We start from the raw sequence: 14,488 nt of genomic DNA, 5'->3' as shown, positions 1-14,488 counted from the left end.
TGTTCTTTAACAATGATAAGACTGTATTTCGACAGTTAGTTAGCTTTTTAACCCCTAAACCTATGAAAATCGGGTGGGGATGATTTTTTTGTCGTGTGCAGAGATAATTCATAACAGATACAGAGAACTCCGATAAACATGCTCTGAATAGGCTTACCAGCTTTTCACCGATAGGTGGTGCCAAGTTGTTTAATTTTGACCTAGTAATCAGATAGCTTAGACATTCTCCTAGCTGGATCTGCTGACACCAGCTTTCAAATTGATTATGGGCGACTAAAGCATTGATATTCTTTCTAGATTTAGCACTCACCATTATCTCAGTTATGTCGTCAGTGTTATAAGCGAATTCAAAAGTCGCCTGATGATAATCAATTTCTAATTCTTGTTCCTCATTAATATTGATATATTCATAGCTCTCCTCAGGAGCCAATAAAAGTAGGTTTAGCTTGAAAAGATGATTGAGTATTTTCTGGTCTAGTCCAGAGAATGGTGATAAAGGTAATGACAGATTATCACGGAGAGAGATAGTGGTTTTTAAATTTTCTGTACCCAGGCTCTCTATAGTTGCTGCAAACAAAAGCTTATCTACATCATTGAGCGCAGTTATTGACGGGACGCCATTTAGTTGAGTGTTACGGTAGTTATTAATATATTCGAGAGCCGTTTGTCTTTGCTCTTCTTCTAGATGCTGCTCTAGAAGCGCCTTTATCTTGCTTTTCTTAAGTATTTCCCAGCATACATCACATCGCCAACTATCTAAATTTAATTGGATAAGCTGTGTACGAGTATGGCAAGTCTTAGTTGACCCACAACCGATGCACTGGCAATCGAGTACTACAAGCTGAGAATTTTCTTTAGCAATACTTGATATTTCTTTATGTCTAAATCCAAATTCTTGACCTATTTTCTTACAGGTATGAATAAACCCATTTCGTTTATCACTCTCCCGTAGCCAGTATTTCTCACAGATTAACTTATTTATATCTGTAATGTTTGGCTGATACTCTAATTTTGTTTTCATCTCCATCCTTTAATACCGACTATATCCCGTGGATATTATAGCCCACCACTGTGAGTATTGCTATTTTTAGCAGTGGTTAATGAAATGACAACAGATGAGCGTATGATAGCCTTTGGGAAGCGTGTTCGCGAAGCACGAAGAAGCAAAGGAATATCTCAAGAAAGACTGGCAGAGATGGCGGGTATTGATCGAAGCTATATGGGAAACATCGAGCGTGGTGAAAAAAATATTACGTTGAAAAAAGCGTATGAGATATGTGATGCGCTAGAGATTGAGATACAAGATTTAGTCTGAGGTTCTGACTAAATCTTGTGAAATTAGATACTCTCGGAAATAGGTTTTATTGTAGTTTATTAATAGATTAAAACCACAGAATACAGATTCCATTGAGAGGTAATCATCCCAACTATAAGATACTAATCAAATAGAATTAAGCTGCCTGATTTAGTTTCTGTATTGACGTAAAGCCGCCCTTGCTAGAAAGGATTACGAGGATCGCCGTAGCCGTCAGATGCAAGGCATTGCTGCTTAACTTAAATAAACAGACTCCGATATAGTCGGGGCGGTTCACTTACAAATCTTTAAAAATATTAATAAAGTCTTTTGATATATCCCAGCCTTCAATATAAACACCTATTTCATGATAAACCTCTAAAAAGTTGTCTTGGGCACTTGCAGACAGCCAGTTTAGGCTTGTTATCAACAAGTGGTTGTTATCCCATGCTAATACCTTGGCATGACTATTAGAATCATGTGCTCCTAACTGAAATGAGGGGTCTACAGATTTAAGATCTTTATACATTTTTTCAAATTCTACAGCATCGATATTACTCGATTTCTCAGTATAGTAATAATATTTATAGGCATTAGATACTCTTAGTGCATCAAAGATAGGCCTTATAGGTGTGGTGTTTATTAAATCACTTAAAATATAGATCTTATCTCTTGCTTGTTTTGCAAGATCGATATAACTATGATGTTGATTTTTCAAAACAAGTCTTAGCTCTAGTTTCTCACTATTAGGAATAACTAAGTCTTTCGCTACATCAGATATGCTGTTTGAGAAATCTCTAAGCTCTTTACGTACTTTACTATTAAAGCTACTTTTTCCACAACAAATAGTGGCTGCTATATCTAAGAAATTTCTGGAAAATCGGTTGTCATATATGACAATTGAAGCTTCAAACCTATTGAAATTTGAGTAGAAAAAATTACATGAGCTAACCATTACACAAACCCCTCTTTTTTCATGGTTAGTAATAATAAATTTTGCATGAGACTCAGTACGTCTAAATTCGTTATAATTTATGATATTAAATATATCTTCTTTATGACAAATCTCGTTAAATTGTCTAAGAGATTTTTCAACTAATTTATCCTCGCTATCAGACTTTTCGAAGTCTGGATCATTCTCATCGGGGTTAGTCTTTCCCCACAAAATATAGACCTGAACACCTCTCTTAAGAGCTTCCTTAATTTCTAAGAAATATTCAGTATACTGAAATTCCTTTAAAATACACCACATTCCTATAAAAGTAGAATGAATCACTAAGAAATCAGAAGATGACTTAATGAGTTCAATAAACTTTTCTTTAGTATCATTACCACCATATACAAAGTCTACATTGTTTCTACTAGTGGTAACTTTAATTTCATAATTCTTTTTATCTCTAACTATGGAACTATGCTCAATATCCTTAGTCTCTACCAGCTCTTTTGGAAGAGTACTTTTAATTTGTTTAATCAGCTTACTATTTAGCTTTTTAACTTTTTCATCATCTATTATTTGGCCTTCTGTATGCCCTTCTGTATATTGCATATCTAAAAACAAATATTTTAAGCTACTTAAAGTATAGATAACTTGATCATGTACTCTTTCTACTTTCTCATTCTCATTGGCTATAACATTATGCATTTTTTCATAATTAGGATAAATATTATTTTTATCAATAGGCAACGTAATTATAGTATTTTTTTGATTTTCATTTATATATCTTTCATTAGTCAATAAAGGTGAATTAAAATCGTTAATACTATAATAGTTATTGAAAAAGTCTACATACACTTCTCTTCTTATATCATAATTCTTTACATCGTAAGGAAGTTCATGCTCTTTTATGCTCCTAGAGTGTGCTTCTTTTCCAGTTGTCGTTATTCGAAATATAAAATTTTCTTTTGAAGTTACAATATCTATCCAGCCAACATTACACATTGGAAGTAGTATTTGAATGACAATTTGAGGTTCAAGATTAGAAAAATTACTAAGCTCCCTGGCTGTTAGCTCTCTCTCATTTATTTCTTTTAAAAAAATATAATCAATAACTGACCAACCAATTTTTCTAGTAATACTAAATTTGTAATCATTACTAAAAAATGGGACAGCAACAATATACTTTACAGTTTTTTTCTTCATTAGATTTCCAAAAATGATTTTGACTGTACAAAATTTATATTCTTAAATGATTTTTCTTCAATATTTATAGAGTTATTATTCATCAGCTCAAAATCATCTTCAAACATCCCAACAAAATTATCTAGAAAATCTTTATCTACTTCCTTTAAGTAACCTTTACCACTAATTTGTGCATCGGTTTCAATCTTATGCCACTTTTGAAATAAACCAAAACATCCAATAATTATCATTTTATGTTTAGCTCTGCTTAATAGAACATTCATTCTTCGCATATCCGTTAAGAACCCAAGTGCAGTAGTTATAGGTTGATAACTATTATGTCTTACTAAGCTAATAATTATTAAATCCGCTTCATCCCCTTGAAAAGAATCTACTGTTTTCGCTAGTTCTTGATTCTCAAGACTTTCTATAAAGGAATTATTGACTTCTCTCTTCTCAAGTGATTTATTAACCATATTTACTTGGTTTGTATATGGACTCAAAACTCTAATGGAATATTTCTTACCATCCTGCACTTTAACTTTAGAAATTAATTCTCTTATAATGTCTATTTCTTTTAGATTCACACCTTTGTCTTCAAATTTGCCAATGTTAATTGCGCTATTTTTATCAGGCAAGTCGATCCAGATAACTGCATTTTTCTTATTCAAGCCTTGCAGCTTAGACTTTTCAAAATAAAACGGTGATGCAGCTCTGTAGAAAGCAGATTTTTTTGGATCATCATTTAAGTTACCGTCATATACTGTATTCGATATTACGTTAGATATTTCAGGGTGCATTCTATGCTGTATATCAATCATGCTACCAAAGCTCTTTTTACCTCTTTTTTTTCTACTTTCAGCTTTTTTACATAGGCTACGGAACAAGGAGAAGTATTCAGATAAGTTATTCAGATGCTTGGTTTTAGATACATTGTTGATATCCCTAGCATTGAAATCAAGGTCAAAAATAATACCTTTTTTGAACCCTATATTTTTTAATTGTTCAACAATCAAATGCATATCAAAATTGCTCGAATTTTGTATAATTCTTTGAATATCTTGTTCTGAGAAAGCTGGAAGTTGACGGTAGTCTCCAATTAATACCCTTTTGTTAGAAACCATCATTGGAGATATAAGTTCAATTCCTGATGTTTTGCCACACTCTTCCATAATAGAAACATCAAAGTTAATATTGTTTCTTACCAATTTTTCCATCAAACTAGAGTTAGATGTGGTAAACACTAAATTTGCAGCACGTAATACTTGATTGAAAAACTTAAAATCTGACTTACTCAAAAATTTGTTAAGCTTTTTTTTAATAGTAGGCTCTGAATAATACTTTTCGAACATTTGACTTCTTTTAAACTTACTAATGTATGGTGCTGTTGCACTTTGGATAACAGTCATTTTCTCGTTGTCATCAGTGTTATCAGTTCTAAAGTCAGTAATTACTATTAAGTCTTCAAAAAATTCTGTTTTACTTAACTTTTTTAGAACTTCTTCGCAAAGTATGTTAACTGTTGCATGGCTTTGAGCAGACAGAAGAACTTTTGCGCTATTCTCTTCTTGGAAGAGATAGTCGATATAAGTTGTTATAAGATAAGTTTTACCAACACCTGGTGGCCCTTCAATGAAATAATTAGGCTGAGTTTTAAGCAGAGACTCAAAGACTTCTTTTTTTGACTTATCTAATAATTCAACAGCCTTTTCTGTCTCAAAATCTCTAGACGTAACAAAAAACTTACTTGTAGGGTCTGCTAAACTTGAAATTAAGGAACTCTGGTTAAGCAAGAGATAAAATATTCTTGCTCTACGTTCAATTTGAGAACTTGTTCCTTTTAAATCTTCAGGATAGATCCTAACTAGCGTTTCTGAAAGTTTATATATGTGTCTATCTAGTGGTTCTTTCGATGAAAAAATGTGCCCTGTCTTGGTACGCTCTAAATATTGAATCGGTATTTTCTCTTGTCGCTCCAAGTCTTTAACAGGCTTATTAGCAGGTTCAACAATCCAACTCTCTGTAAGTTTAGACGAATCGTTGAAATAGTTTCTAAAACGATCAAAAGGTTGCTTTAAGCCAAATGAAGCTGATAACTTGTTATTAATCTCATTGCTTTCTTTTTTGTACTCTAAACTGTAGTAAAAATGACCATCGTCTACGAACAAGTCCTTATCTTTTTCTAGCTGCTCTTTTTCAATAGGCTTTAGGTTAACTAAGAATTTTTTTGTTTCTGCAAAAGCTACGTCAATAGCGAAAGATAGCAAGAGACCTTGCAAACACTCTAGTTCAGAGTCTGTGTATTTCTGCTCTTTTTTGAACTGTATTAGTTTTACTCTCCAAGAGTTTTCATCTGAAAACTCATTGTTTTGTATAAGCGTAAAGGCATTGGCCACAAATTTTAAATCGCCTTTAATCTGAATAGACTCTTTATAACCTAGCCAATCAGGTACTGTTTCATATACATCAGTTATATACGAAATATACCAGTCTTCAAACTTTCTGTTCTTAAACTCCTTAATCTGGTATAGAAGGTTTTTTCCTTTTAATATATATTCATTTCCATAACCCTCGTTAAAAACACTAAACGGGTTCGTTGCTAAATCTTCTTTTAGGAAATCCACTACATCAGAATTGGTAAGATTCTGTGCATCATACTTTTCGTCTGGATTGTTGCTTAGGTATCCCTTTATTGCACTTCTAATGTTGCTAAAAATATCACTATCAAATTTTCCTGAAGTAATATAGAAAATAGGTGAAAATGAATCACCTATCTCTGACAACTCAATAATAGACTCTTCTATCAAATTCTTTAGTTGAGTTTTATCAACTAACCTCATGTAACCGACAGACTGGCCATCTAGTAATTGCGTTAGTGCTTTTTCTTCTTTAATTAAAAGCTTCCCTTTATATTCATCTTCTTTCATGCACAATAAATCTAGGATTAGAACACCTAAGTCATTCCAGTCTTGTTGTGTTGTACAGATTACTTCCTCATTCTCGTACATAAATATAGGTTTTTTGATTTTATTGAAATCTAATGATTTCTCAAATCCACTTAGAAGAAACTTTTCAGTATCATTACTTTCTTCACAGCCTTTATATACTATGCTCTGAGTGTTGATATTTCTGTGAATAATGTCCTGACTATGTAGTATTTCAATCCCTTCTACAAGCCTTAACACATTCTTCCATAAGAGCATTCTACTAACGGTAGATTGTACCTTCCTTTTGCTTAACCAATGACTTTTGTTTCTAGATAATATATTTGTAGTTACATCTTTTTCATCTATTGATACTAAAAGTTCATGCAAACTCTTAGTTTCTACATCGGTCTGATAGGTCAAACAGTAATTGCCATCATTGTCGATGAAACTATCATGGATAACCTCAAGATATTTCTCTGCATTAGTAACTGATTTTAATTTATTTAACTGACGAGTCTCATTTAGCCAAATTTCTTTTACTAGACTGTTATGGAGCAGTCCTTCTGACATCCAAATTTTTAATTTAAATATTACGTCATTGTCTAAGTATTTCCACACATCTAACAAGCCTTTTTCTGACTCACTATCAACTCTTACCTTACTATCTATTGAATCTATAAACGCCATCTCAACACTCTCCAAACACTAAATTAGTTACATACAATTAAACTTGATTAGCATCTATAAATTAATGAGCGACATCTATCGCCCTAGATATAATTTGGTCGATCTTAGCTGAACCGCCCCGCCTATATCGGAGGGTAATTTACTTAAGTCAAGTAGCCATGCCTGACATGATGAAGTTGTCATAATACTGCTTTGCAAGCTCAAAGAGGTCATACTAAGTTATGTATTAGTATAACTAAACCACCCGATGCTTCTTAAAGTTCTCAGCTTGCTCAAATATCTCTTTATAGACCTCTTTGGAATCAACAGGTGGATATCCCCATTCATCGAGAAGCACCATCAAATCAAATTGTAGCTCCGCTTTGATGTCGTCGCGCTTGTTCCAATCCGTGTATTTGGCTTTCTCATCGATAAGCTTTTTTACTTCTTTGGACAGCTCAATCAGCTTGTCTTCGGGATAGGTAAAATCGTATTTATGTGCCAGTGACAGCAGAATGTCATAAAATGCCTTTTCTTCAAAGTCGATACCCATCTCACCAAACGACGCCATCTCTTCGCGCAGCTCGTGATACAGCTTTATAATCTCATCAGAGAAGTCGCCGATGACTTCTGCACGCAGTAAGTCCTGCTCGTCGCGGTCGTTATACTTCTCAACCAAAGCATTCATCTTCTTGCTGAAATCAACGCCCTTTACCTTATTGGTCTTTTTCAACTCACCAATGGCTTTAGCGAGTAGCTGCTGTAGCAGCTCAAGCTTGGTATTGGGCTGCTTAATCACCTCAAGCTTGGCGAGGTAGTCTTCATCGAAGATGTCAATTTCACCGTCGGTGTCATCACCGAGCTTAAAGATCTCTTCTACGCCATCGCTCAGCAGCGCATTTTTCACTAAATCACGTACCTTTTGGTTCATCTGCTCGACGTCGGGAGCGCCACCAGTAGTGATTTTAAAGATGATGGTACGAATGGCTAGGTAGTAATGAATCTTGTCCTTGTGCGCCTTTGTGAGCTCACTGCTACCGACGCAAATATCATAGGCAGACTTCAAACGCTTGGCCAAATCCATAAAGCGTTTTTCTAGCTTCTTAGATTGCAATGCAAAGTCAGCCGCTGCATTCAAGCAATTAAGTTGCTGCAGTGGTGTGCCATTAAAGTACAAGCTAGAGTCAAACTTATGGTAGACGGTATCAAGTAGGTTTAAATGGTCTTTGACCACCACGACTGACTTTTGGATATCTTCTAGGTTTTGAATCTGACCGCCAGTGTAATGTGAGAGCGCCAAGTTCATCTGCTTTTTGATGCCGATATAATCGACCACTAAGCCGCTCTCTTTACCTTCAAACTTACGGTTGACGCGTGAGATGGTTTGAATCAGGCTATGCTTTTGCAAAGGTTTATCAATGTAGATGGTATCGAGAAAAGGTACGTCAAAGCCTGTGAGCCACATATCGACGACGATGGCGATTTTAAAGTTAGACTTGCCGTTTTTAAACTGGCGGTCGAGCTCTTTGCGATAGTCTTTATTACCCAGATTGTCCCACATACCTTTTTCATCGTCCTTGTTACGAGTCATGATCATCTTGACGCGCTCCATGGGCATGACATTTTTCTTATCACTCTCTGATAAGGTTGAGCCTTCCTCACACGCTCTTACTTCATTCCATTCAGGACGCAGCTCTATAATGTCTTTATATAACTCATAGGCAGCTTCACGGCTGCTACAGACAAACATCGCTTTGCCCTTTTGTGTGGTGCCCTCTTCTACTCGCGCTTCATAATGCTGAACAAAGTCTTCGGCGATGGCGCGGATACGATCAGGATCACCAAGTATGGTGGACATGCTCGCCATGGCTTTTTTGCTTTTCTCTATCTGATATTCATTGGTGCCAGCGTCGGCGCTTTCTTGATAGTATTTTTCGACTTCATCAAGCTGTTTGCTATCGAGTAGCACTTTGGCGGCGCGACCTTCATAGACAATACGCACGGTGATCTCATCAAATACCGACTCAACCATGGTGTAGCTGTCAACGACGGGACCGAAGACATCAAGGGTGGCATCAATCGGCGTGCCTGTGAAGCCAACGTAAGTGGCATTGGGCAGAGAATCATGCAAGTATTTAGCGAAGCCGTAGGTCTTTTTCACCCCATCTTCGGTAACGGTGATTTTTTGCTGAAGGTTGATTTGGCTACGGTGCGCTTCATCTGAGATACAGATAACGTTGGTACGCTCTGTCAGTAAGGCTAAGTCTTCGGTGAACTTATGAATGGTGGTTAGGAACACACCGCCACTCTTACGTCCTTTGAGCTCTTCTCGTAGCTCAGCACGACTCTCGACACTGATGATGTTCTCATCGCCGATATAGGTCTTGGCGTTGGTAAAGGTTTTGGATAACTGATCATCTAAGTCGGTACGGTCAGTGATTAAGATAATGGTTGGACTACCAAGCGCCGCGTCTTTCATTAGCAGACGGGCTAGAAACAGCATGGTAAAGCTTTTACCACAGCCAGTCGCGCCAAAGTACGTACCACCCTTCCCGTCACGTAAGCCATTATCGTCAATTAAGTTGCCATGACTGTCGAGCAACTTCATGTGCTGCTTGATATTGTCGTATAGCTTGGTGGCGGCATAATACTGCGGATAGCGACAAACGATTTTTGCATCAAAGCTTGATTTGTCAGGTACGTAAATAAAATTACGGATAACATCGAGCAAACGCGTTTTATCAAATAAACCGCTCATCATGGTCAATAAGGAATGGATACCGTCTTTCTCTAACTTCTCATCGCCCGTGACTTTACGCCAGGAGTAATAGAATTCATAAGGGGCAAAGAATGAGCCCATTTTTGAGTTGACCCCATCACTGATGACGCATAGGGCATTGTATTTAAACAGCTCTGGGATATCTCGCTTATAACGGGTGGTCAGCTGGGTGTAGGCATCAAACATGGCGGCATCTTCACGGATGCTGCTCTTAAATTCAAACACCACCAGTGGTAAGCCATTGATATAAAGAATGCCATCAGGAATACGCAGCTCAAAGCCTTGTATCTCCATCTGATTGACGATGCGAAAGCGATTGTTATCGAGTGCTTCATAATCAATCAGCTGGATGTATAAGTCTTTTTGGGTATAGTCTTCGCGCTTGAGGGTAAAGCCATCAGCGACAAGCTTCATGATGGCTTTATTGGTATCGTAAAGGTCGGAGGCAGGAAGGTATTCAAGCTTATGAATGATGGACTCAATCTCGTACTCTGTGATCAAGTCAGCTTTATAACGGGTCGCTAGAAACTGTCGAAGATCAGACTTAATCAGCACATCGTCAGGATTGCGGTCGAGTGCTTCACCAATCGTATGTGGATAGCCTTCAGCTGCTAGTAACTCGATAATGGCTTGTTCAAGTCTGTCTTCGGTGAATTTCAATGGGGCATCCTTTTTTAGTTATACAAACTAATTTATTATTTATACTCTTTTTTTACAGGGTCAAACTTCACAATTTTGCTGTAATTGACACTGTTGATACGGTCGTAATCCTCAGTAGGCTTTTCACCTTTGTAAGTCAATTTAATGGGATAGTACGTAGCGTTTTCAGGCAATGCCTTAAAAGTAACGTTATAGTCATAATGTAAAGGCGAGCCTTCTTCATAATGACCACTATTCTCTGCGCCAGCATCACCTAATGTGTATAAATTAATAAAGTCATTTTCAGGCAAATGCAGCACATCCCACCAGCTACTTATCGTGCCAAAAGACATATAGTTATTCAGAAACACACTGCCTATTAGACTTTTACCTAATGGCTGCAGGCCTTCTTGAATACTTTCTTGATTAAGACCCACTCTTCCCCAATTACTAGAGTAATCTACATTCTTTGGTGTTTTACTTATTAATTGAAACTGACCGTTATTTAGCTTCTTAAAGCTATATAAATCAGCTGTAGCGGTACATGCATGACAAGATACAAGCGAACCATCTTTAACCTGAACTTTTTCGATGATAACTAAGTAACGTGGCTCACCCGCTACGTTTTTATAAGGAATGACGGGGCGCATCAAAGCGACCGTTCTCTCTCCATCGCTATCAATACTGTCTAGACCAATATTTGGCATCGACTCAACATACTCATCATTGACAGAAGCATAGCCCATACGACCACTATAAAACTGACGCATAATTTCTTTAAAGCTCAGATCTATAATTTTAATCTGTGCCATTTGACTGGCAGAGAAAGCAGGAGCGGCAGCCATTACAGGAGCCGCAGATAGAGCGCCTAAGCTGAGCGCCAAACTAAGTAAAAGCTTCTTCATACCAGATTCCATTAATTATTATATTGTTCAGATAATCATTTGTTATCAAAAACTATAGGACTTCATCCACAAGGGCTTCAGCGTCTTGAATACGCAATTCGCCTGAGATTAGCTTGGGTAAAAGGGTGTCTCGTAACTTTTCTAAGGTCAAACACTCTTCACGATTCATTAACATTTTATTTAAATTGCTATCAACTGTTTCATTAAATATATTAATTAGTTCATTAGATGGTTTTACTAATTGAGTTGCCATTATCGAATCTGCGCTAATGTTTGGTTGGGCGCTACCTTCAGCGATATTGACAATATAATCAATCGTAGATTTTTGATTCAAAAAACAGTAAATAAACCAAATTTTATCGCTAACTGAACTAATAGGACTGAACTTAGCAACCCGTTGATTTAACAAGTAGGCTTTTTTATTCTCTGCAACTAACAGACCAAACTTGCCAACTGTTGCTCCAGTCATTGCCATCATTAAATCACCAGTTTTCAACCAAAAGCTTTCTGCTTTTTTAGCAATTTCATTGGGTATAAACTGAACATCAGACGTATTAACTGTTCTGTCGCTGTTTATATTTTTGATCTTAATAACAGGAAATCCAGTATCTGTAAAATCTTTACTTTTAAATGCATATCCACCTTTGACGAAAGATATACCTGCGATCGTTCCAGACGCCCACCCCTTCGGAATCCAACCCATCTCTTCCGTAAATTCAAACTCATCAGGGAATAAGCTTTGAATATCTGAATCATCCTTTTTCTCAGTCGCTTGACGCTGCTCGGCACGCTCTAATAACTCGTCAGGAATAGCATTACCAGCTGCGAGGACATTATCAATCACGGGATCAAAGTCCACAAACCAGCTTTTAAACAACGCTTGCGCCATCGCTTCTAGGGTTTCGTTCATTTGGCGGTTAAGCTCGATTTTGTCATCTAAAGAGCCAAGAACATGAGCGATGGCTTTTTGTTCTGAGAGTGGTGGCAAATTAACTTCGATAGATTCAATTTGTTTACCGCTAATGTTAACTTGGTTAGCACTGCCAGTTGCGATTGAAAGTAGTTCAAGCTGTGTCTTATCTTCACTAAATAAGTAATACAGAAATCTTTGATCAAGCTGTTCTTTTTCTTTGATAAGAAAACGTCCAACTCTTTGATTAATTAGAAAAACATCATCTTCTCCGCTATGCCTTGCAACTCTACCTACTATAGATGCAGGTGCATTAGGACCTGATCCTGTCATTGAGATTAATACATCCCAACTTTTTACTAAAAAGCTTGAAGCTTGTTCAGCAACTTCTTGGGAAACCCTAGCTACGTCAGTTAAATCAATATCTCTTTTTCGTACATTCTTAATTTTTATCACGGGAGTTCCAGTATCAGAAAAATCCTTACTCTTAAAAGCATACCCGCCTTGAATTTTTGCAACATCACCTATTTTACAAAACTTCCAATCACTCGCCATAACCTAATACCTCCAAGTTCTGACGAATGGTCGCGTCTAGCTTTTGCGATGCTTGCATTTGTGCGTATAGTGTTTGGCTTAGCTCCAGCATCTTAGTCTCAAACGGGATTCCATCGTCTTCAATCGCCGCCGCCCCAACATAACGCCCTGGAGTTAGTACATAATCATTAGCTTGGATATCATCTAGGCTTGCTGATTTACAATACCCTGCTTCATCGCTATAGGCTTCATAACCGCCCGCTTCTGCCTCACCACGCCATGCATGATACGTTTTGGCAATCGCTTCGATATCATCTTTCGTGAGTTCTTTATTCGTGCGACTAATCATACTACCGATAGCACGCGCATCAATGAATAAAGTCTCACCGCTACGATTACGCAACCCCTTTGCTTTACTATCAGCGGATTTGGCGGCTTTGTCTTTACTGATAAACCATAAGCACACTGGAATCTGCGTGGTATAAAACAGCTGACCTGGTAGCGCAATCATACAATCGACCAAATCGTTTTCGATAATCTGCTGGCGTATCTCACCCTCACCACTGGTAGTGGTAGACATTGAGCCGTTTGCCAGTACGAAACCAGCAGTCCCATGCTCAGAGAGCTTAGATATCATGTGCAATATCCATGCATAGTTGGCATTGCCCGTAGGCGGTGTCGGATAGCCTGCCCAGCGTGGATCATCGACCAGCTCATCAGAGGCGCGCCAATCCTTTTGGTTAAAAGGTGGGTTTGCCATGATGAAGTCAGCTTTTAGGTCTTCGTGCTGATCTTTAAAGAAGGTATCGGCAGCCACATCACCCAAGTTGCTAGAGATACCACGAATGGCAAGGTTCATCTTAGCGAGCTTGTAGGTCGTGCTGGTATACTCTTGCCCATAGATAGACACGTCTTTGGTATTGCCGTGGTGACTCTCAATGAACTTAATCGACTGCACGAACATACCGCCCGAACCGCAGCACGGATCATAGATTTTGCCTTGATACGGCTCAAGCATTTCAGCTATCAGATTGACCACAGACTTGGGCGTATAGAACTCACCACCACCCTTACCTTCAGTCGCGGCAAACTTACCCAAGAAATACTCATACACGCGCCCGACGGTGTCTTCTTCTGGGTTACCGATGGTATCGATGTTATTGACCACATCAATCAAGGCGGCAAGCTTACTAGCCGTTAAGCCAAGACGAGAGAAGTAGTTATCAGGCAATGCGCCCTTCAATGATTGGTTGGTCTTCTCAATGGTGCTAAGCGCCGTATCGATTTTAAGGGCGATGTCTTCTTGCTTGGCATTCTGCTGGATAAAGCGCCAACGACTCTCTTCTGGCAAGTAGAAGACGTTATCCTTGGTATAAGCAGGCACCATGTCGATGTGCTTTTCATAACCCGTATCGATGAGCTTCTGTCTTTGCTGCTCAAAGGTATCACTGATGAATTTTAAGAAAATCAAGCTAAGGACAATGTGCTTATATTCTGATGATTCGACGCTACCTCGTAATTTGTTGGCAGCGTCCCAAAGGGCTTCTTCAAAGCGACCGTCTTTTATATTGTCGTTCTTATTTGCAGGTGTTTTAGCCATGTTTTTTAGTTCTCGATTGGTTTGATTTTTAAATTTAGATGATAAGTAAGCTGTTTGCTCTGTAACAGGTAAGCATTCTGTGTTGTTAATTTTATGCAGACTTATATTGTACCAA

General features: G+C 37.7%; 8 protein-coding genes. 1 reads left to right on the top strand and 7 read right to left on the bottom strand.

The features are described from left to right. Positions 1-1,021: hypothetical protein (locus tag JMX89_RS02075; protein WP_201550713.1), on the bottom strand; the 1,021-nt coding region annotated here is incomplete at its 3' end. A 102-nt stretch (positions 1,022-1,123) separates the two neighbouring features. Here JMX89_RS02075 and JMX89_RS02070 point away from each other — a divergent pair. After that, on the top strand, positions 1,124-1,315 hold the full coding sequence (locus JMX89_RS02070) for a helix-turn-helix domain-containing protein (protein WP_265088668.1): 192 nt from the start codon (positions 1,124-1,126) through the stop codon (positions 1,313-1,315). Positions 1,316-1,592: 277 nt separating this feature from the next. Here the strand turns inward: JMX89_RS02070 and JMX89_RS02065 are convergent, their stop codons facing one another. From JMX89_RS02065 to JMX89_RS02040, 6 genes are all read right to left on the bottom strand, one after another. Further along, positions 1,593-3,434, bottom strand: coding sequence for a phospholipase D-like domain-containing protein (locus tag JMX89_RS02065; RefSeq protein WP_201550707.1), 1,842 nt, complete (start codon positions 3,432-3,434; stop codon positions 1,593-1,595). Then, the gene (locus JMX89_RS02060) at positions 3,434-7,027 is read right to left on the bottom strand and encodes an AAA domain-containing protein (RefSeq protein ID WP_201550704.1); all 3,594 of its coding nucleotides are present in this window, start codon (positions 7,025-7,027) and stop codon (positions 3,434-3,436) included. The genes JMX89_RS02065 and JMX89_RS02060 overlap by 1 nt, the downstream gene beginning before the upstream one ends. Positions 7,028-7,262: 235 nt before the next feature. Further along, on the bottom strand, positions 7,263-10,445 hold the full coding sequence (locus JMX89_RS02055) for a type I restriction endonuclease subunit R (protein WP_201550701.1): 3,183 nt from the start codon (positions 10,443-10,445) through the stop codon (positions 7,263-7,265). Positions 10,446-10,480: 35 nt separating this feature from the next. Next, positions 10,481-11,329 carry a hypothetical protein gene (locus tag JMX89_RS02050; RefSeq protein ID WP_201550698.1) on the bottom strand — a complete coding sequence of 283 codons (849 nt, stop codon included), beginning with the start codon at positions 11,327-11,329 and terminating at the stop codon, positions 10,481-10,483. A gap of 52 nt (positions 11,330-11,381) precedes the next feature. Next, positions 11,382-12,794, bottom strand: a complete 1,413-nt coding sequence (locus JMX89_RS02045) for a restriction endonuclease subunit S (RefSeq protein WP_201550696.1) — start codon at positions 12,792-12,794, stop codon at positions 11,382-11,384. Further along, positions 12,784-14,373 carry a type I restriction-modification system subunit M gene (locus tag JMX89_RS02040; RefSeq protein ID WP_201550694.1) on the bottom strand — a complete coding sequence of 530 codons (1,590 nt, stop codon included), beginning with the start codon at positions 14,371-14,373 and terminating at the stop codon, positions 12,784-12,786. The genes JMX89_RS02045 and JMX89_RS02040 overlap by 11 nt, the downstream gene beginning before the upstream one ends. Positions 14,374-14,488: the final 115 nt, after the last annotated feature.

This window comes from Psychrobacter sp. DD43, assembly GCF_904846555.1.
Lineage (GTDB): Bacteria > Pseudomonadota > Gammaproteobacteria > Pseudomonadales > Moraxellaceae > Psychrobacter > Psychrobacter cryohalolentis.
Note: the sequence above shows the minus strand (reverse complement) of the source record. Positions and strands in the feature narration are given on the sequence as shown.